We start from the raw sequence: 19,705 nt of genomic DNA on the forward strand, positions 1-19,705 counted from the left end.
CCGTTAAACCTCTGCCATATCGCCGTTGCTTTGTAACCATGCTCGACGATCGTCTGAACGTTTCTTGCCCAACAACATATCCATCATTTCCATGGTAGCTTCGTTGTCATCAATCGTTAACTGAACCAAGCGACGGGTATTTGGATCCATCGTCGTTTCGCGTAGCTGAAGCGGGTTCATTTCACCCAGACCTTTGAATCGCTGTACATTGATTTTGGCTTTTTTCTTCGATAGACGCTCTAAAACACCCTCTTTTTCATCATCATCAAGGGCATAAAATACTTCTTTACCACAGTCAATACGATATAGAGGAGGCATTGCAACATAAATATGCCCTGCTTCCACAAGCGTACGGAAATGACGAGTAAACAGAGCACAGAGCAAAGTTGCGATGTGAAGACCGTCCGAATCCGCATCGGCAAGGATACAGATTTTACCGTAACGTAAACCTTCAAGATCGTCACTGTCGGGGTCAATACCCAACGCAACTGAAATATCGTGAACTTCTTGTGAGGCTAATACTTGATCTGCTGGCACTTCCCACGTATTTAAGATCTTACCGCGCAATGGCATAACCGCTTGGAATTCGCGATCACGAGCCTGTTTAGCTGAGCCTCCTGCCGAGTCCCCTTCGACAAAGAAGATTTCGGTACGGTTCAAATCTTGAACAGAGCAGTCAGTTAGCTTACCTGGCAGTGCAGGACCCGAGGCGACCTTCTTACGCACAACCTTTTTACTCGCACGCATTCGGCGATGAGCATTCGCAATACAGACTTCTGCTAGCTGTTCAGCAAGTTGTGGTTTTTCGTTCAACCATAGGCTGAATACATCTTTCACCACACCTGAAACAAACGCAGCGGTTTGACGCGAAGAAAGACGCTCTTTAGTTTGACCTGCAAATTGAGGATCTTGCATCTTCACCGAAAGAACGTAAGAGCAACGGTCAAAGACATCATCACCCGTTAGCTTCACACCACGAGGCAGTAAATTGCGGAATTCACAGAATTCACGCATGGCATCTAACAGACCTTGGCGCAGCCCATTAACATGAGTACCGCCTTGAGCTGTCGGGATCAAGTTAACGTAGCTCTCGGTGATCATATCACCACCTTCAGGCTGCCAAATAACCGCCCAGTTTGCCGCTTCAGTCTCAGCTGTAAATTCGCCGGTGAATGGCACTTCTGGTAAAACAGGATAGCCTTTAACCCCTTCAGCTAAGTAATCAGTTAAGCCATCCTCATAAAACCAACGGTGCTCATTATCATTCACTTTATCGGTAAAGATAATTTCCAATCCCGGACACAGAACTGCTTTAGCGCGGAGGTTATTAATCAAACGCGTGACAGAAAAGTTCGGGAAATCGAAGTAGCTAGTATCCGGCCAAAAGTGAACGCTGGTGCCTTTATTGCGTCGACCACACGTTCCCGTGACCGTCAGCTCTTCAACCTTATTGCCATGCTCAAAGGCCATTTCATAAATTTGACCGTCGCGGCGTACCGTGACTTCCACACGTTTTGATAGTGCGTTTACTACCGAGATACCAACACCGTGCAAGCCACCCGAAAATTGGTAGTTTTTATTGGAAAACTTACCACCTGCGTGCAGCTTACAAAAAATCAGTTCCACGCCTGAGATTTTCTCTTCAGGGTGGATGTCCACAGGCATGCCTCGACCATCATCAATAACTTCGAGTGATTGATCGGCATGAAGAATAACTTGTACCTTAGAGGCATGTCCGGCTAGCGCTTCATCGACGCTGTTATCGATGACTTCTTGACCCAAATGGTTTGGACGCACTGTGTCCGTATACATCCCTGGTCGGCGACGTACTGGTTCCAAGCCATTAAGAACCTCAATGGCTCCAGCATTATATTGTTCAGTCATAATACGGAAATTCGTTATAGAAATTGAATTGGTTACTTTGTAGGGCGCTTAATATGCGTGAATGCTTTTGATAATAAAATCACTCAATCGCTGATTATCTCAGCGTCTTACAACTACAATAGTACAGGGTCAACATAGTCTGGAAGAGACTTGTTTATGTCAAGCGAGATAAGTAAGTAACAAGTAAATTTATGACTCTTCCCCCAATGAACGGCAATTTTTTGAGCAACTCACATTAAGGAAAAATCACTTTTCGAGCTATAGGGATAAAAACTCGATAATCTGTTTAGGATAGCGTTCAAAATCAATAAAACTATGATCTCCACCTTCTTCAATGGTCTGTTTTGCTAGTGCAAACTTTGCCACAGCTTGGCGGTAATCCAATATTTCATCTTCAGTTTGTTGTAATAGCCAAAAATCAGCCGGATTGACTAAATATGGCGTGTCCAACGACCTTAACTCATCGACATGATGTGCTTCTAGTGTATAGCGTTCATGAGTATAAAGGTTTTCTTGCTCGCCTAGATAGTCAAGTAACAGCTCATATGGCTTAACCGCAGGATTAACCAGCACTGCTTTAAATCCAAATTTGCCATTGAGCCACATCGACATATAGCCGCCAAGAGAGCTTCCTACCAAACCAATGTGGTAGTCATCTTGATATTGATGTACGAGCTCAAGTAGTAGCTCTGAAGCCTGCTGAGGGAAGCAAGGCAATTGTGGCACCACGACTTTAATATCTGGTCGATGTTGTGCACAGTATTCTTTCATTACATTGGCTTTATGTGACAACGGAGAGCTATTAAATCCATGAATATACAACAATAAAGAAGGTTTCATATATTTACTCTGTGGCTATCGCCAAAGGAATTGCAGTTATAATGACAGCGTTTTATTGCAACAGTATCAATAACCGCTGGAGTCGAAATTAGGCGCAAAGACACCATCTTCTAGACGCTTTACACGAGTTTCAAAGCTACCATCATCATGAAGCTCTAACTCACGCCAACCAGGTGAGCAAGTATCTAACGCAAAATCATCGCTATTTGGCTTAAACTGAACACAGGTTGATGGCGTTGCTATTACCGTCGCTCCGCTACGAATTTTTTGCATATCTTGATGAACATGCCCACAAAGAATAGCGCGCACATTTAAATGCTGCTCAATGATTTGCCAGAACTGTTGCGAGTCTTTTAGAGTATGCTGATCAAGCCACGCACTACCTACAAGTAATGGATGATGGTGTAACAACACCAATGCATAACGCTCTGGATATTCACGCAATTTGCTGTCTAGTAGATCCAGTTGCTGTGGGCTCAAACGCCCATGAGGCACACCTTCAACTTGTGAATCGAGTAATATCATCTGCCAATTATCACCTAGAAGCACATGCTCTGCCTGAACAATTTGTTCAGAAGGAAGAACCGAATGCATGCTTGGTTTATAATCATGATTTCCCGGCAACCAGTAGCATGGTTGCTCCAAAGACTCTATTCCTTGCGCAAACCGTTGATAAGAAACATCGCTATGATCTTGCGAAATATCACCTGTGGCTAAAATAGCTTCATACTGGAAGCTTTCCTGCATAACAGCATCGACAACGGCTCTAAAGCTATCGTTGGTACAAACGCTGAGCAGGCTTCCGTCTTCCGCTTCAAACAGATGAGTATCGGTAATTTGCAGTAATTTTATCGTGTCTTTCACTGTTGTGCTTGACGTCACTTTCAAAATTTAAACCTAGATATTTAAGGGTATTCGGCTAATTCCTTGTCTTAAACAAAACGACAGCCAATCACCTAGGAAACGATTCAATTGTGCTTTTTCGTCTTTTTGAACCATTTTGTCATTCGGGTAATCGTATCGAGCCTTTACCCTGCTTAAATATTCGCTGCTACACACTTCAGCCACTCGGGCATCGTGATAAAGCCTGACAGACATTTTCGGCAATGGAAATATAGGAACGTCATCACTTTGACAAATATCAACCAAAGTTGTGTACTTTGTGACTTCACCCACCTGTATTTGATACGACATACTAGCAGCTTGATAACGACGTATGTCGCCGACGCTCGGTTGCTTAGGCAACAGCGCATTCAGTTTGGCGTAATTTGTCTCATAAACCCGCATCAACTCTGCCAAGTCTACATGATACGGCTTTGTAACTGCTATTTTTCCCATTCTACTCGTAAACGCTGATAGTTAAGCTGCAACCATTGCAGTGCAATGATTGATGCTCCATTTTCAAAACGCCCATCTAGCACCCACTGATAAGCTTGATCACGTGTCACAACATGGACTCGAATATCTTCACCTTCATAGTCTAAACCATGAATGCCGTACGCTGTTGATGCATCAACTTCACCAACATACACATCTAATCTTTCAGAACAACCGCCAGAAGATGGATAATAAGAGGTAACCTTGGCTAAGCGCTCGACTTCAATGCCCGCTTCCTCTGTTGCCTCTCTACGAGCCACATCTTCTGCCACTTCCCCCGCATCGATAATGCCTGCAACAATCTCTAATTGCCAAGGTTGTTTATGCTCTAATGCCCCAACTCGAATCTGTTCAACTAAAACGACTTGATCGGTCTCTGGGTCATAAGGCAAGAGTGCAGCAGCATGGCCTCGGTCAAACATCTCACGTTCGATAACTTGACTCCATCCTCCTGCAAACAATCTATGCTTAAAGCGATATTTCACCATTTTGAAATACCCTTGAAATAGAGTCTCTTTTGAGATTATTTCGACATCATCCGTGCTAAATAAGGATGAATGATTATTTGACTGTTGCATTTCGCACCTCGGTCAGTGAACCTTATAGTTTACGCAGAGAGTTTGAGTTGTTCCATCGACAAAGCTCAACTTTTTGTATAAATCTTCTAATTTTTTTTAAATTTATCACATTTTTATTGCACGACTGGACAACTAAGTGTAAAAGATTGCAAAGTTTAGAGTGAATTAGCATCAATTTAAGTTAAACTCTTGAACAACAAGACTCATATTTTTATTTCGCAGGAATCCAACCCATGAAAAAACTGCTTCCACTAATTATCAGTGCGGCACTAGGTAGCCTTAGTACTTCCGCTTGGGCTGATACTCTGACCGACATCTACAACCAAGCAAAAGATAATGACCCTAAGCTATTAAGCGCTGCGGCATCTCGTGATCAAGCTTTTGAAGCGATCAACTCATCTCGTGCATCACTACTACCGCAGATTGCGCTTAGTGCTGGTTATGATGTTAATCGCGGTGAGCGAAATAGCCAAGATAATGATAGCGATGGCTGGAATGCAGGTATCAACTTTACTCAAGAGCTTTACAATCGTTCTAGCTGGATCACTCTAGATACAGCTGAAAAAGGTGCAAGACAAGCCGATGCCGCATACGCTGCTGTACAACAAGCACTTATCCTGCGAGTTTCCCAAGCTTACTTTGATGTTCTTCGTGCACAAGATAACTTAGAATTTGTTCAAGCAGAAAAGGCTGCCGTTGGTCGCCAATTAGAACAAACGAAGCAACGTTTTGAAGTGGGTCTATCGGCAATTACCGATGTACATGACGCGCAAGCACAATACGATGCAGTATTAGCTGATGAAGTTTTAGCAGAGAATAGCCTAGTAAATAGCTATGAAGGTCTGCGCGAGATCACAGGTCAAGCACACGCAAACTTAGATGTTCTTGATACCAAACGTTTCTCTGCAAGCAAAACTGCAGCAACGATTGATTCGTTACTTTCTGAAGCTCAACAAAAGAACTTAAGTCTTCTTTCTGCGCGTATCACACAAGATATCGCTAAAGACAATATCTCTAATGCGAGCTCTGGTCACCTACCAACGCTAAATCTCAAGGGTGGTTATAACCTAACAGATATCGATGGTGATCAAGGTGATAACGAAAGTGATGATATTAGTCTAGGTCTGCAATTAGATGTACCGTTATACACTGGTGGTTCGGTGACTTCTGCAACCAAACAAGCAGAGTTCGGTTACGTGGCTGCGAGTCAAGATTTAGAAGAAACCTACCGCGGTGTAGTTAAAGATGTTCGCGCATTTAATAACAACATCAGTGCTTCTATCGGCGCACTGCGCGCGTATGAGCAAACTGTTGTCTCGGCACAATCAGCGCTTGAAGCAACGGAAGCTGGTTTTGATGTTGGTACTCGTACAATCGTTGACGTACTAGACTCAACTCGTCGCTTGTATGATGCAAACAAAAACCTATCTAACGCTCGTTACGATTACATCATAAGCGTACTACAACTTCGCCAAGCGGTTGGTACACTTAACGAACAAGATGTTTTGGATATCAATGCGGGTCTTAAGCCTGCCAAATAATCTATATCGATATAAAAAAACCTGCTCAGTGAGCAGGTTTTTTTTTCGCGGTTTGAAAATCTAATTAAGCATTAGATAATTCTTCTTGCTCACGGAACACGACCAAGCGTTTAGGAGCCACTCGACCATTGTCGTCGATGTGTGCAACGCCAATAAACAGCTTCTCTTCTCCGCTAGTCATACGTACCGTACCTTGTGCAGGTGCACCAGCGACCTGAACAGGCATACCGTGTTGAACTAAATCTGTCAATTCAGCATTCATGTTCACTTCTGGTAGATCTTCTACTGCACTATCCATTGGCATTAACAGTGAATCAAGCAATTCACGAGGGGCAATATCTTCACTGTGAGCCTGTTCAAGCAATTCATTCAATTGCTCTAGCGTCACCATTTTTTCGTACGGGTATTTTGCAACTGCCGTACGACGAAGCATTGTCACGTGGGCACCACAACCTAGCATTTCACCAAGATCGTCAACGATAGTGCGGATGTATGTACCTTTAGAACAATGCACCTCCATCTCCACTTCATCGCCTTCAAAACGATGTAGGACAATGTCGTAAACAGTAATCTTACGTGATTCACGCGGCACTTCAATGCCAGCTCGCGCATATTCATACAAAGGCTTACCTTGGTACTTAAGCGCAGAGAACATTGATGGAACTTGATCTGACACACCGCGGAATTGCTCAATACAAGATTGAAGCTTATCAAGTTCGACAGCAACCGGACGAGTTTCGACCACTTCACCATCAGAATCTGACGTGTTGGTACGCTCACCCAGCTTAGCGACAACTCGGTAGCGCTTATCAGAGTCGAGTAGAAACTGAGAGAACTTGGTCGCTTCACCTAGACAAATTGGCAGCATGCCAGTTGCCAAAGGATCCAGAGCGCCAGTATGACCCGCTTTTTCCGCAAAATAGATGCGCTTTACTTTTTGCAGCGCATCGTTGGACGAAATACCGGTTGGTTTATCCAGTAGGATGACACCATCAATTGGACGACCTTTGCGACGGCGAGCCATTACTCTTCGTCCTCACGACCAGAGTCTTTCTGCTTTTGCTTATCTTGGCCAACAACTTCGCTTACCAAGTTAGACATGCGCATACCTTCTACTAGAGTATTATCGTAGTAAAAACGGATCTCAGGTGTTAGGCGAAGGCGAATACGCTTACCTAACATCATGCGAATGTGGTATTCGTGCTCGCGCAGTGCTGCTAGGCACGACTCAGGTGTTTGCTCACCTACACACAAGAAAGTAACGAATACTTTGGTGTATGCCAAATCACGTGACACTTCTACATCTGAGATGGTAACCATACCCAAACGAGAGTCACGCACTTCGCGCTGTAGGATCATTGCCAGTTCTTTTTGCAGCTGCTGAGACACACGCTGCGTTCGGCTAAATTCTTTTGCCATAATATTTCTCTTAAATAGAAAGAATGGGGGGATGGTTATCCCAGCCCCCCATGGTGTATTCAACAACCAATTACTAATTGCCTATCAAGACGTTAGTAATTTTAGTCTATTAATCTAGTGTACGTTTGATTTCGATGATTTCGAATACTTCGATTTGGTCGCCTGCGCGAACATCGTTGTAGTTCTTAACGCCGACACCACACTCGTAACCATTTTTAACTTCTTGAACGTCATCTTTAAAGCGACGTAGTGACTCAAGTTCACCTTCGTAGATAACAACATTTTCACGTAGTACGCGGATTGGGTTGTTACGCTTAATTAGACCTTCAGTAACCATACAACCAGCGATTGCGCCTAGTTTTGGTGACTTAAATACGTCACGAACTTCAGCAAGACCAATGATTTCTTGACGGAATTCAGGAGCAAGCATACCGCTCATCGCTTGCTTAACTTCGTCAATTAGTTGGTAAATGATTGAGTAGTAACGTAGATCAACGCTTGCTGATTCAATTGCGCGGCGTGCAGATGTATCAGCACGTACGTTGAAACCAAGGATGATTGCGTTAGAAGCTTCTGCAAGTACTGCATCAGTCTCAGTGATACCACCAACACCAGAACCAACGATTTTAACTTTCACTTCGTCAGTTGATAGTTTCAGTAGAGAGTCAGCAATTGCTTCAACAGAACCTTGAACGTCCGCCTTCAGTACTACGTTCAACTCAGCTACTTCACCAGCAGTCATGTTCGCGAACATGTTCTCTAGTTTCGATTTTTGTTGACGAGCAAGTTTCACATCACGGAACTTACCAGCGCGGTAGTTTGCAACTTCACGAGCTTTACGCTCATCACGTACTACAGTCGCTTCGTCACCTGATGACGGCACACCTGAAAGACCTAGGATCTCTACAGGAATAGACGGACCAGCTTGAGTAATTTCTTTACCTAGCTCATCACGCATTGCACGCACACGACCGTACTCTTGACCACAAAGAACGATGTCGCCTTTGTTTAGAGTACCAGACTGAACAAGAACAGTAGCAACTGGACCGCGACCTTTATCTAGGCGTGATTCAACAACAACACCTGATGCCATGCCTTCAGCAACAGCAGTAAGCTCAAGAACTTCAGACTGAAGAAGGATTGCTTCTAGAAGACCATCAACGTTGGTACCTTCTTTTGCAGAGATGTGAACAAACATGTTCTCACCGCCCCATTCCTCAGGAATAACGTCGTATTGAGCTAGCTCATTCTTAACGTTGTCTGGGTTTGCGCCTTCTTTATCGATCTTGTTCACTGCAATGATCAGTGGAACACCTGCTGCTTTCGCATGCTGGATTGCTTCTACTGTTTGTGGCATTACGCCATCGTCTGCAGCAACAACAAGAACAACGATGTCAGTCGCTTGAGCACCACGAGCACGCATTGCAGTAAACGCTGCGTGTCCAGGAGTATCAAGGAAGGTGATCATGCCGTTTTCAGTTTCAACGTGGTATGCACCGATGTGCTGCGTGATACCGCCCGCTTCGCCTGATGCAACGTGAGTACGACGAATGTAATCAAGCGTAGATGTTTTACCGTGGTCAACGTGACCCATGATAGTTACAACTGGTGCACGTGACACTGCTTCTGCGCTGTTGTCACGATCGCTCAATACTGCTTCTTCAAGTTCATTCTCTTTACGAAGAATAACTTTGTGACCCATTTCTTCTGCTACTAGTGCAGCAGTTTCTTGGTCAATGACTTGGTTGATAGTCGCCATAGCGCCCATCTTCATCATCACTTTGATAACTTCTGTCGATTTAACAGCCATTTTGTTCGCCAATTCAGATAGTACGATTGTTTCACCAATCACAACATCTGATTTCGCTACTGCTGCTGTTTTGTCAAACGCTTGCTGCATTGAGCTAGGTTTTGACATTCGACCGCGACCACGACCACCGCGGGCATTACGACCACCGCGTTCTTGTGAGTCGCTCTTAGCAGACAATTTTTTCTGCTTACGACGACGGGTAGTACCAGCGCCTTCTTCTTTAAGATCGGCAGCATCTTCTGCTTCACGAGCATAAGTTGAAGTGGTTAGGTGGTAGTCAGCGTTCTCTAATTCTTTCTTTTTCTTTTCTTCTTCAGTCCAACGCTCGCTGTTTTCTTCAACAAGCTTTGCAGCTTCAATAACAAGCTTTGCAGCTTCTTCTTCTGCTTTACGTTGAGCTTCTTCTTCCTGACGACGTTTTAGTTCATCAGCTTCTTTTTTAGCTTGCGTATTTACATCCGCATTTTTTGCATTCATGTCTTTCTTAGCCTTATCAGCTTGTACGCGTTGGGCCTTCTCATCAGCGTCGCGTTTTGCATCCGCTTCTCGCTTCGCTTTTTCTTCGGCCTCACGTTGTGCTTTCTCTGCAGCTTCGCGTTGTGCTAGTTCCTCAGCCTCACGCTTCGCTAGCTCTTCCGCTTCTTTCTTCGCTGCTTCTTCAGCTTCAAGATTCGCTTGATCTTCAATAGAGCTGCGTTTTACGTAAGTGCGCTTTTTACGCACTTCTACTTGAACATCTTTACTCTTACCACCGCCCGCGTTAACACTTAAAGTGCTGCGCGTTTTACGTTGCAATGTTAAACGAGTAGGCGTTGATTCGCCAGATGCATCGCCGTGTTCCTTTTTAAGATGACCTAGAAGCTGTTGCTTCTCGTCTTCTGAAATCGCATCGCTTCCTGACTTGTTAATTCCAGCATCAGCAAGTTGTTCAATCAAGCGGTCAACTGGCGTACCAATCTCTTCACCCAGAGTTTTTACTGTAAGTTGTGTCATTCCGCTTCCTCCTTGCTGAGTTATTCTTCGTCTCCGAACCAACAGATGTTACGTGCAGCCATGATAAGCTCGCCTGCGCGTTCGTCTGTTAATCCTTCGATGCCTTCTAGGTCATCAATACCCTGGTCTGCTAAGTCTTCTAGTGTTGCAACACCTTTAGCAGCCAGTTTAAATGCCAATTCACGCTCTAGACCTTCAAGGGCTAGTAGATCATCTGCAGGTTCCAAACCATCAAATGTCTCTTCTTGTGCTAGAGCAAGCGTAGTTAGTGCTTCTTTAGCTCGGTTGCGCAATTCTTCGATGATCTCTTCATCTAAGTCACCGATTTCTTGAAGTTCGCTTACAGGTACATAAGCAATTTCTTCTAGAGTAGAGAATCCTTCTTCAATCAAAAGTTGAGCGAAGTCTTCTTCAATATCTAGGTACTTCATGAAGTTTTCAAGTGATGCTTGAGATTCTTCAGCATGTTTCTTCTGTAGATCTTCAACCGTCATAACATTCAGTTCCCAACCAGTTAGTTGAGATGCTAAACGTACGTTTTGACCGTTACGACCAATCGCTTGCGCTAGATTATCAGCTTCAACAGCGATATCTATTGAGTGTGCATCTTCATCAACGATGATAGAAGCAACATCTGCAGGAGCCATTGCGTTAATAACGAATTGCGCTGGGTTATCGTCCCAAAGAACGATATCGATACGCTCACCGCCGAGTTCACCTGACACAGCTTGTACACGTGCACCACGCATACCAACACACGCACCGACAGGGTCGATACGACGATCGTTAGTTTTCACTGCAATTTTTGCACGAGAACCTGGATCGCGAGCTGCACCTTTCATTTCGATGATTTCTTCAGCGATTTCAGGAACTTCTACACGAAAAAGCTCAGCTAGCATTTCTGGCTTAGAACGCGTAACAAACAGTTGGAAACCACGTGCATCTGGAGCTACTTTGTAAAGTAGACCACGAACACGATCGCCTGGGCGGAAGTTTTCACGTGGAAGTTGGTCATCGCGTAAGATTACCGCTTCAGCGTTATTACCCAAATCTAGAACGATAGTTTCACGGTTAACTTTCTTAACTACACCCGTGACTAGTTCACCTTCGTTGTCGATGAACTGTTCAACAATTTGAGCGCGTTCAGCTTCGCGTACCTTTTGTACGATAACTTGCTTTGCTGTTTGAGTGGTAATACGGTCAAACGTTACTGACTCGATTTCATCTTCGATGTAATCGCCAAGTTGCACTTCTTCGTCATCATAGTTCGCAGCGTCAAAAGAAATTTCTTTTGTCGGAAATTCAACTTCTTCTACGACTAACCAGCGACGGTAAGTAATAAATTCGCCCGTTTTACGGTCGATAGCAACGCGAACGTCAATTTCGATGTCGCGTTTTTTCTTAGTAGAGGTAGCAAGAGCGATTTCTAGTGCTTCGAAAATACGCTCACGAGGTACACCTTTTTCGTTAGATACTGCCTCTGCTACCGCTAAAATTTCTTTACTCATTTAAATAGCCTCTAAGCTTTAATTTTTAGGGACCTAAAATTTAGGGATCAGGTTGGCTTTGGAAATGTTGCTTAACGCAAACTGCTCTTCGTTACCCTCAACGGTAACAGAGATGGTTTCACCATCAATAGAATGGATAATACCTTTCCATTTACGACGATTACCTACAGCCATCTTCAAAACGATGTTCACCTCATGACCAATAAATTGCTCGTAGTGCGCAGCTTTAAACAGTGGTCTTTCTAAACCTGGAGAAGAAACCTCAAGGTTGTATGCCACTGAAATAGGATCCTCTACATCGAGTACGGCACTTACTTGACGGCTAACTTCTGCACAAGCATCAACATAAATACCATCTTCATGATCAATGTAGATACGTAGTGTTGAGTGCTCACCTGCACGTATAAATTCTAATCCTACTAACTCGTAGCCTAATGCTCCAACTGGAGCGTCAAGCATTTCAGTAAGTTGTCTTTCTAAACCAGTCATTTGAACCACTCCAGAAACAAAAAAAGGGCATATAGCCCAATTTAAATTCCAAGCAAGATCTAAACATTTCGTTAAAAATATTTAGATAATAAAAAACCCCGAAAAAGTCGGGGTTTTTTATTGCTGGACCCTGATGCGTTAAACAGTAGCTGTTTAACTCGCAAAACGAAAGCAAAGCGTTTTGCGCAAACTTGACCTATCCAGAGGATTGGTTGCGGGGGCCGGATTTGAACCGACGACCTTCGGGTTATGAGCCCGACGAGCTACCAAGCTGCTCCACCCCGCGTCCGACTTGCTGAGCATTATACGCTCAATAAGAGGTTTTACAAGTTTGTAAATCAATGGTGCCGAGAGAGGGACTCGAACCCTCACACCATAGGCACTAGCACCTCATGCTAGCGTGTCTACCAATTTCACCATCTCGGCATCTAATTGCTTATTGCGGGATTTCTTCGCTCAAAGGAGCTGGAACATCACTCGCTACATCATCAGCAACTTGCTCGATAACTTGACTTTGAGTCGGGTCAACCCACTGAGATTCAGTTTTATGAGTCGACATGTTACCTAGCACTAAGCTGATGACAAAAAATGCTGTTGCAAAAACTGCAGTCATTCGGGTTAAAAAATTACCTGAGCCGCTTGCGCCAAACACTGTGTTTGATGCGCCTGCACCGAATGAGGCTCCCATATCTGCGCCTTTACCTTGTTGAATCAACACGAGGCCAATTACACCAACCGCTGCCAACAGGTAAATCACAAGTAGAACTGAAAACATGTTGTCCACCTATGTTCCAAATTGTTAGGCCAGCGCAGTTCGAAATTAAATTTCGGAACGAGGCTAGCGACCTCCTTCATGAAGGCGGAGCAATACTAGCGAAAGCGACCAACGCTGACAAGAGAAAATTGACAAAAAAGCACAACTTGAGATTCAAACGGTTAAAAAAAGGGCAATATAGGATATCACCCTTTATTTCTAGTTAAGCTAGCTATTTTAAAAGCTAGCTTTTACCGCGTCAGCAATTTTCAGTGCCGAACTTTGCACTAAATCTGCATCTTCACCCTCGACCATGACTCGAATCAATGGTTCTGTGCCAGATTTACGTAGTAATACTCGACCTTTATCCCCCAAAGTCGCTTCAACTTGGGCAACTGAATCTTTTACCGCTTTCGCATCTAATGGGTTTGAGTCGCCACTAAAACGTACATTTTCTAATACCTGCGGGTACAGTGTCATGCCTTGAGAAAGCTCATTTAGTGATAATTCACTACCGATAACTGATGCTAAAACTTGCAGTGCTGCAACGATCGCATCACCTGTAGTGACTTTGTCGAGAAGGATAACGTGCCCGGAATTCTCAGCACCAATCTTCCATCCCTTCTCTATCAGTTTTTCCATTACATAACGGTCACCGACTGCGGCACGTAAAAATGGAATACCCAACTGCTTTAGACCGTTTTCCATACCTAGGTTAGTCATCAGGGTGCCTACAACACCACCTTTTAACTCACCTCGACGCAATGCATCACGCGCAATGATATAAGCAATTTGATCACCATCGACTTTGTTGCCTAGGTGGTCAACCATAATAATACGGTCGCCATCACCATCAAAAGCTAAACCTAAGTCTGCGCCTTCGGCAACGACGCGCTGTTGTAGTGCACGAACATCTGTTGCGCCTACCTCATCGTTGATATTGATGCCATTCGGCTCTATACCGATAGCTATCACTTCAGCGCCCAACTCCGAGTAGACAGCTGGTGCGATGTGATAAGTGGCACCATGTGCGCAATCAACAACAATTTTTAGACCAGCCAAGCTCAAATCAGATGGAAATGTGCTTTTACAAAATTCAATATAACGACCTGCTGCATCCGTTAAACGGCTCGCTTTACCCAGCAATGCTGACTCAACACATTCAATGTCTTTATCTAATTCGGCTTCAATCGCCAATTCGATTTCATCCGGTAACTTCATTCCTTCTGAAGAAAAGAATTTAATACCGTTGTCGTAATATGGGTTGTGTGATGCAGAAATAACGATGCCTGCTTCAGCACGAAATGTTTGTGTTAGGTAAGCAACTGCCGGTGTTGGCATCGGTCCCGTGAATGTAGCCTGCAAACCCGCTGCGGCTAAACCTGCTTCGAGTGCCGATTCCAACATATAGCCCGAAATGCGTGTATCTTTACCGATAATCACTTTTTTCGTGCCTTGCTTTGCAAGCACTCGACCAGCAGCCCAACCAAGCTTTAATACGAAATCAGGAGTAATAGGGTACTGTCCAACTTTGCCACGAACTCCGTCGGTACCAAAATAGCGTCTTTTGTCAGACATGAGATTTCCTTTATTTTCTTATTGATTGTCCAAAGTGGTGATCACCACTTTAATTGCATCAAGCGTTTGTTCAAAATCGTGCACTCGGATAATCTGAGCGCCTTTCATTGCGGCTATGGTAGCGCAACCAACACTGGCTGCAACACATTCTGCTGGTGCTTTATCCAATAATTTAAACAACATTGATTTACGTGACATTCCTGCAAGGACAGGCAACCCAAATTGATGGAAAGCGTCAAAGTTAGCCAGCATATGATAATTGTGATCTAACGTTTTACCAAAACCGAAACCAGGATCTAGAATGATCTGCTCTCGATTAATTCCCGCGGCTTCACAAACGGATATCCGCTCTTGTAAGAACTCAGCGACGTCTTTGATTAAATCACCATAATGAGGATTGCTTTGCATCGTACGGGGCTTACCTTGCATGTGCATTAAGCAAATGGGTAACCCCGCCTCTGCCGCAACCTCTAGTGCCCCAGGTTCGCGCAGAGAACGAACATCATTGATTATATCCGCCCCGGCCTGAATAGCTTGACGCATCACTTCAGCTTTACTGGTATCAATGGAAATCCATACACTATGTTTTTGGCGAATCGCTTTGATGACTGGAACGACACGTGCCAACTCTTCTTCTAGAGTCACCTCTGGTGCGCCTGGTCTTGTTGATTCACCACCAATATCAATGATAGAAACACCAGCGGCTATCATCTTTTCTGCCTGATGGACGGCATTTTCAAGGGAATTAAATCGACCACCATCAGAAAATGAATCGGGGGTTACATTAAGAATGCCCATCACTTTTGGCTTAGAAAGGTCGAGTATTTTGTTGTTGGCTTTAATTTTCATCATAAATAGAAAAACCCCGAGTTGCCCCGGGGTTTATTGTTTAAACACTCAATTATTCAGAGTCTTTTTTCTCTGTCGCTTCAGTAGAAGAGCTTTCTTGGGAAGTCGGTTGTTCAGCTGTTTCAGCTGACTCTTCTGGCTTCTCATTCACTTCAGGTTCTGCTTGAGATTTATTTTGAGGCTTATCTTCAGGCTTGTTGCTTGGGCTATCACCCCAGCCTGCTGGTTCGCGAATCTCAGCTCTGCGTTCCATTAGATCATCAATCTGACCTGCATCAATAGTTTCGTATTTCACTAACGCATCCTTCATCGAATGCATAAGATCCATATTCTTTTCTAGTATTTTACGTGCACGGTCATAGTTACGGTCGATAATGATACGAACTTCTTCATCTATCAACTTAGCCGTATCATCAGACACATGTTTAGTCTGTGTTACGCTGCGACCTAAGAACACTTCACCTTCATCTTCTGCGTACAATAGTGGGCCGAGTTTTTCAGAAAAACCCCATTGCGTCACCATCTTACGCGCGATATCAGTTGCACGTTCAATATCGTTTGATGCACCGGTTGATACATTGTCTGGACCGTAGATAATTTCTTCAGCCAAACGTCCACCATACAAACTTGAAATCATAGACTCTAAATGCTGACGAGTCATACTCACACGATCTTGCTCTGGCAGGTACATAGTCACACCCAACGCACGACCACGTGGGATAATAGAAACTTTATACACGGGATCATGCTCAGGCACTAAACGACCAACAATGGCGTGGCCCGCTTCGTGATACGCAGTCGACTCTTTGGTTTCTTCAGAAAGAACCATTGAGCGGCGCTCTGCACCCATCATGATTTTATCTTTAGCCAGTTCAAACTCAACCATAGAAACATTACGCTTATTACCGCGCGCTGCAAACAACGCAGCTTCGTTTACTAAGTTGGCAAGATCTGCACCAGAAAAGCCAGGTGTACCGCGAGCAATTAGCGACGGCTCTACACCATCACCTAGCGGTACTTTACGCATGTGAACTTTAAGAATCTGCTCACGTCCACGAACATCAGGCAAACCAACCACAACTTGACGGTCAAAACGACCCGGACGAAGTAGTGCAGGGTCCAGTACATCCGGACGGTTGGTTGCTGCAATAACGATAATACCTTCGTTACCTTCAAAACCATCCATCTCAACCAGCATTTGGTTTAGTGTTTGCTCACGTTCATCGTGACCACCACCAACACCAGCACCACGCTGACGACCAACAGCATCGATTTCATCAATAAAGATGATACAAGGAGCTGCTTTTTTGGCTTGTTCGAACATGTCACGCACACGAGATGCACCGACACCAACGAACATTTCTACGAAATCAGAACCAGAGATAGTAAAAAACGGTACCTTTGCTTCACCTGCAATTGCTTTCGCAAGGAGCGTTTTACCGGTACCCGGAGGACCGACCAACAAAATACCGGTTGGGATTTTACCACCCAATTTTTGGAATCGGCTTGGGTCACGTAAGTAATCCACCAGCTCTTTCACGTCTTCTTTTGCTTCGTCACAACCAGCAACATCAGAAAACAATGTTTTGATTTGCTCTTCGCTCATCATACGAGCTTTGCTCTTACCGAAGGACATTGCGCCTTTGCCGCCGCCGCCCTGCATTTGACGCATGAAGAAAATCCATACACCAATCAGTAAGATCATTGGGAACCAAGAGATGAAAATAGTACCTAGTAGGCTTTGCTCTTCTGGTGGAGTGCCTTGTACTTTCACATTTTGATTGATTAGGTCATCAAGAAGTTTTTGGTCGTAAACCGGCATGTAGGTAACATTTTTAGTACCGCCGCCACGACGAACAAAAGAAATCTCGCCATCTTTAAAGGTTGCTTCCTGAATCTGGCCTTGGCCAACTTCCTGTACGAACGTAGTGTAATCAACCGCTTTGCCGTTGTTTTCACTAGGCCCGAAGCTCTGGAAAACCGACATCAACACTACAGCGATAACAAGCCACAGAATTAAATTTTTTGCCATGTCACTCAAGGTGTAAGCCTCGCGATAACTAATTGTAATTAAAGGTAGGGTACTACAGTTCTTAGACTGTAGCTATAGTGTTAACGACTGCTTAGATAAGCAAATAGTTAACCTTTGTAACCAGTGGCTACAATAAAGACTTCTCGGGAGCGTGCTCTCGATGAATCTGGTTTTCTAATCTTAACAACTTTAAACATTTCACGAATTTCTTTCACGTACTGATCAAATCCTTCTCCCTGAAAGACTTTCACGACAAAGCTACCATTTGTGGCTAGAACTTGTCGACACATATCCAACGCTAACTCAACTAAATACATAGCTCTTGGTTGATCGACTGAACTATTGCCCGCAATGTTTGGCGCCATATCTGACATCACTACATCCACCATTGCTGGTTGGATTCTTTCAAGAAGTGCTTCTAGCACTGCTTCATCACGAAAGTCGCCCTGTAAAAAACTCACACCCGCTATTGGATCCATAGGAAGCAAGTCACATGCAATAATTTGACCTTCCTCCCCTACAATCTTAGCAGCATATTGAGACCAACCACCTGGAGCGGCACCTAAATCGACGACCGTCATCCCAAGTTTAAACAATTTATCTTTTGTATGGATCTCTTCGATTTTGAAGTAAGCACGTGAACGGTAGCCCTTTTTACGCGCTTCATTCGCATACTTATCGTCAAAGTGTTCCTTCAACCAACGACCCGAACTGGCCGAATGTTTTTGTTTACTCATTTTAATCTCAACAAGGCACAAATTAGGAGCTATTGTTGCAATAGACCAAGCCTATTACTCAATAAATTATAGTCTTCCGCAATAGATGGCGTTAAAATAGCTTTTTTCAACCCTTATTCTATAGAAAATTGGCCGCGTAATGAACCTAAGCACCAAACAAAAGCAGCACCTAAAAGGCCTAGCACACAGCTTAAAACCTGTTGTACAACTAGGCTCAAATGGACTAACGGAAGCTGTTCTGGCGGAAATTGAAATCGCACTGAAACACCACGAACTGATCAAAGTTAAGATTGCCTCTGAAGATCGAGAAACGAAAGTCCTTATCGCAGACGCTATTATTCGTGAGACTGGTGCTGAGAAAGTACAAGTGATCGGTAAGACACTTATCCTTTTCCGCCAAACTGAAGAGCGAAAAATCGAACTACCACGCAAATAGTAGTTTGTTTTTATCGCAATAAAAAAGGTCGCCTAGGCGACCTTTTTGCATTCTACAATGGGCATTTATAAATACGCGACTCGATCGATTTCGAAATCGCGCTCACCACCAGGTGTCGAGATGACAACTTCATCTCCTTCCATTTTACCAATCAAACCACGAGCAATTGGTGAACTTACAGAAATACGACCACTCTTAATGTCAGCCTCATCCTCACCAACGATTTGATAGGTCTTTTCTTCTTCAGTGTCACAATCAATTAGAGTGACTGTTGTACCGAAGATAACTTTGCCTATGTTTTCAATCTGGGTTACATCGATAACCTGTGCAACAGACAATTTATATTCGATATCGCGAATTTGAGCTTCACAGATGCCCTGCTCTTCACGAGCGGCATGATATTCTGCATTCTCTTTCAAATCGCCCAATTCGCGAGCTTCCGCGATTGCTGCAGAAATTTTCGGACGAAGCTTTAATAGTCTGTCGAGTTCTAGGCGAAGCTGCTGTTCGCCATTTGCCGTCATTGGAACCTTTTCCATCATATACCTCTATGCCAAAGGATGCTTTGGACAAAATAAAACTACCCAGCTCCAAGGAACTAGGTAGTGGATACACTCATCAATTTATTCTAGTGTAAACAAACTTGCCGGCTAAATCATCTTAATTCCATTTGCGTCTGTGCTGTTCTTACTTCCCGTCACATTTCTCCCTTCGAACAATGCAATAACTTGCCTTTCCCCAGCTCAAAAAGACTAAAAAAAGACAAAAAAAACCACAATGCCCCAATGCTAGGGTGTATATAAAAAACCACTTAAAAACAATGGATTATATAAAACCTAAAACAAATAAAACACTGTTCAAAATCCAAATTTATATCGTT

The 19,705-nt window shown here is 43.9% G+C and carries 18 protein-coding genes and 2 tRNA genes; 2 read left to right on the forward strand and 18 right to left on the reverse strand.

Going from position 1 to position 19,705, the window contains the following annotated elements:
* Positions 1-3 precede the first annotated feature (3 nt).
* From parE to nudF, 5 genes are all read right to left on the reverse strand, one after another.
* Entirely contained in the window at positions 4-1,884 is a 1,881-nt protein-coding gene (gene parE / locus L4C38_RS05855; RefSeq protein ID WP_428796602.1) for a DNA topoisomerase IV subunit B, read from the reverse strand.
* A gap of 258 nt (positions 1,885-2,142) precedes the next feature.
* Positions 2,143-2,724: an esterase YqiA gene (gene yqiA / locus L4C38_RS05860; RefSeq protein ID WP_428796603.1), complete on the reverse strand. Its 582-nt coding sequence runs from the start codon at positions 2,722-2,724 to the stop codon at positions 2,143-2,145.
* 66 nt (positions 2,725-2,790) lie between these two features.
* A complete protein-coding gene (gene cpdA / locus L4C38_RS05865) occupies positions 2,791-3,612 on the reverse strand; it encodes a 3',5'-cyclic-AMP phosphodiesterase (RefSeq protein WP_428796604.1) in 822 nt (273 codons plus the stop codon).
* Positions 3,613-3,621: 9 nt separating this feature from the next.
* Positions 3,622-4,062, reverse strand: a complete 441-nt coding sequence (locus tag L4C38_RS05870) for a DUF1249 family protein (RefSeq protein WP_428796605.1) — start codon at positions 4,060-4,062, stop codon at positions 3,622-3,624.
* Positions 4,050-4,679 (reverse strand): ADP-ribose diphosphatase, encoded by a 630-nt coding sequence (gene nudF, locus L4C38_RS05875; protein ID WP_428796606.1) that lies wholly within the window; start codon positions 4,677-4,679, stop codon positions 4,050-4,052. Before nudF ends, L4C38_RS05870 begins: the two co-directional genes overlap by 13 nt.
* 233 nt (positions 4,680-4,912) lie before the next feature.
* Here nudF and tolC point away from each other — a divergent pair, with 233 nt between their 5' ends.
* Positions 4,913-6,220 carry an outer membrane channel protein TolC gene (gene tolC, locus L4C38_RS05880; protein ID WP_428796607.1) on the forward strand — a complete coding sequence of 436 codons (1,308 nt, stop codon included), beginning with the start codon at positions 4,913-4,915 and terminating at the stop codon, positions 6,218-6,220.
* 64 nt (positions 6,221-6,284) lie between these two features.
* Here tolC and truB read toward each other — a convergent pair whose 3' ends face one another.
* The 12 genes from truB to rlmE all read right to left on the reverse strand — a co-directional run bounded on the left by truB (position 6,285) and on the right by rlmE (position 18,389).
* Positions 6,285-7,244, reverse strand: coding sequence for a tRNA pseudouridine(55) synthase TruB (gene truB / locus L4C38_RS05885; RefSeq protein ID WP_428796608.1), 960 nt, complete (start codon positions 7,242-7,244; stop codon positions 6,285-6,287).
* Positions 7,244-7,639 (reverse strand): 30S ribosome-binding factor RbfA, encoded by a 396-nt coding sequence (rbfA, locus tag L4C38_RS05890; protein WP_428796609.1) that lies wholly within the window; start codon positions 7,637-7,639, stop codon positions 7,244-7,246. The genes truB and rbfA overlap by 1 nt, the downstream gene beginning before the upstream one ends.
* A 109-nt stretch (positions 7,640-7,748) precedes the next feature.
* Positions 7,749-10,442 carry a translation initiation factor IF-2 gene (gene infB / locus L4C38_RS05895; protein ID WP_428796610.1) on the reverse strand — a complete coding sequence of 898 codons (2,694 nt, stop codon included), beginning with the start codon at positions 10,440-10,442 and terminating at the stop codon, positions 7,749-7,751.
* Between the two features lie 20 nt (positions 10,443-10,462).
* Entirely contained in the window at positions 10,463-11,950 is a 1,488-nt protein-coding gene (gene nusA, locus L4C38_RS05900; RefSeq protein ID WP_428796611.1) for a transcription termination factor NusA, read from the reverse strand.
* 33 nt (positions 11,951-11,983) lie between these two features.
* Entirely contained in the window at positions 11,984-12,439 is a 456-nt protein-coding gene (gene rimP / locus L4C38_RS05905; RefSeq protein ID WP_428796612.1) for a ribosome maturation factor RimP, read from the reverse strand.
* A gap of 209 nt (positions 12,440-12,648) precedes the next feature.
* Positions 12,649-12,725, reverse strand: a tRNA-Met gene (locus L4C38_RS05910).
* Positions 12,726-12,781: 56 nt separating this feature from the next.
* Positions 12,782-12,865, reverse strand: a tRNA-Leu gene (locus L4C38_RS05915).
* A 10-nt stretch (positions 12,866-12,875) separates the two neighbouring features.
* Positions 12,876-13,214 carry a preprotein translocase subunit SecG gene (gene secG, locus L4C38_RS05920; protein ID WP_428796613.1) on the reverse strand — a complete coding sequence of 113 codons (339 nt, stop codon included), beginning with the start codon at positions 13,212-13,214 and terminating at the stop codon, positions 12,876-12,878.
* Between the two features lie 216 nt (positions 13,215-13,430).
* Entirely contained in the window at positions 13,431-14,771 is a 1,341-nt protein-coding gene (gene glmM / locus L4C38_RS05925) for a phosphoglucosamine mutase (protein WP_428796614.1), read from the reverse strand.
* 18 nt (positions 14,772-14,789) lie between these two features.
* Positions 14,790-15,620: a dihydropteroate synthase gene (gene folP / locus L4C38_RS05930; protein ID WP_428796784.1), complete on the reverse strand. Its 831-nt coding sequence runs from the start codon at positions 15,618-15,620 to the stop codon at positions 14,790-14,792.
* 52 nt (positions 15,621-15,672) lie between these two features.
* Complete coding sequence (gene ftsH / locus L4C38_RS05935) at positions 15,673-17,652, reverse strand: ATP-dependent zinc metalloprotease FtsH (RefSeq protein ID WP_428796615.1); 1,980 nt, start codon at positions 17,650-17,652, stop codon at positions 15,673-15,675.
* Between the two features lie 107 nt (positions 17,653-17,759).
* Positions 17,760-18,389, reverse strand: coding sequence for a 23S rRNA (uridine(2552)-2'-O)-methyltransferase RlmE (rlmE, locus tag L4C38_RS05940; RefSeq protein WP_428796616.1), 630 nt, complete (start codon positions 18,387-18,389; stop codon positions 17,760-17,762).
* A gap of 139 nt (positions 18,390-18,528) precedes the next feature.
* Here rlmE and yhbY point away from each other — a divergent pair, with 139 nt between their 5' ends.
* On the forward strand, positions 18,529-18,825 hold the full coding sequence (gene yhbY, locus L4C38_RS05945; protein WP_428796617.1) for a ribosome assembly RNA-binding protein YhbY: 297 nt from the start codon (positions 18,529-18,531) through the stop codon (positions 18,823-18,825).
* A 65-nt stretch (positions 18,826-18,890) separates the two neighbouring features.
* Here yhbY and greA read toward each other — a convergent pair whose 3' ends face one another.
* Positions 18,891-19,364 carry a transcription elongation factor GreA gene (greA, locus tag L4C38_RS05950; RefSeq protein ID WP_428796785.1) on the reverse strand — a complete coding sequence of 158 codons (474 nt, stop codon included), beginning with the start codon at positions 19,362-19,364 and terminating at the stop codon, positions 18,891-18,893.
* Between the last annotated feature and the right edge of the window lie 341 nt (positions 19,365-19,705).

Origin of the sequence: Vibrio kasasachensis, from assembly GCF_050337565.1 — a bacterium.
Taxonomy (GTDB): Bacteria; Pseudomonadota; Gammaproteobacteria; order Enterobacterales; family Vibrionaceae; genus Vibrio; species Vibrio kasasachensis.

Bases quoted from the DNA above. Each gene is read 5' to 3' on its own strand.
- L4C38_RS05870 (WP_428796605.1), bottom strand. From the start codon at position 4,062: ATGGGAAAAATAGCAGTTACAAAGCCGTATCATGTAGACTTGGCAGAG.
- yqiA (WP_428796603.1), bottom strand. From the start codon at position 2,724: ATGAAACCTTCTTTATTGTTGTATATTCATGGATTTAATAGCTCTCCG.
- rlmE (WP_428796616.1), bottom strand. From the start codon at position 18,389: ATGAGTAAACAAAAACATTCGGCCAGTTCGGGTCGTTGGTTGAAGGAA.
- infB (WP_428796610.1), bottom strand. From the start codon at position 10,442: ATGACACAACTTACAGTAAAAACTCTGGGTGAAGAGATTGGTACGCCA.
- rimP (WP_428796612.1), bottom strand. From the start codon at position 12,439: ATGACTGGTTTAGAAAGACAACTTACTGAAATGCTTGACGCTCCAGTT.
- nusA (WP_428796611.1), bottom strand. From the start codon at position 11,950: ATGAGTAAAGAAATTTTAGCGGTAGCAGAGGCAGTATCTAACGAAAAA.
- folP (WP_428796784.1), bottom strand. From the start codon at position 15,620: ATGAAAATTAAAGCCAACAACAAAATACTCGACCTTTCTAAGCCAAAA.
- ftsH (WP_428796615.1), bottom strand. From the start codon at position 17,652: ATGGCAAAAAATTTAATTCTGTGGCTTGTTATCGCTGTAGTGTTGATG.
- glmM (WP_428796614.1), bottom strand. From the start codon at position 14,771: ATGTCTGACAAAAGACGCTATTTTGGTACCGACGGAGTTCGTGGCAAA.
- yhbY (WP_428796617.1), top strand. From the start codon at position 18,529: ATGAACCTAAGCACCAAACAAAAGCAGCACCTAAAAGGCCTAGCACAC.
- nudF (WP_428796606.1), bottom strand. From the start codon at position 4,679: ATGCAACAGTCAAATAATCATTCATCCTTATTTAGCACGGATGATGTC.
- greA (WP_428796785.1), bottom strand. From the start codon at position 19,364: ATGGAAAAGGTTCCAATGACGGCAAATGGCGAACAGCAGCTTCGCCTA.
- rbfA (WP_428796609.1), bottom strand. From the start codon at position 7,639: ATGGCAAAAGAATTTAGCCGAACGCAGCGTGTGTCTCAGCAGCTGCAA.
- truB (WP_428796608.1), bottom strand. From the start codon at position 7,244: ATGGCTCGCCGTCGCAAAGGTCGTCCAATTGATGGTGTCATCCTACTG.
- tolC (WP_428796607.1), top strand. From the start codon at position 4,913: ATGAAAAAACTGCTTCCACTAATTATCAGTGCGGCACTAGGTAGCCTT.
- parE (WP_428796602.1), bottom strand. From the start codon at position 1,884: ATGACTGAACAATATAATGCTGGAGCCATTGAGGTTCTTAATGGCTTG.
- secG (WP_428796613.1), bottom strand. From the start codon at position 13,214: ATGTTTTCAGTTCTACTTGTGATTTACCTGTTGGCAGCGGTTGGTGTA.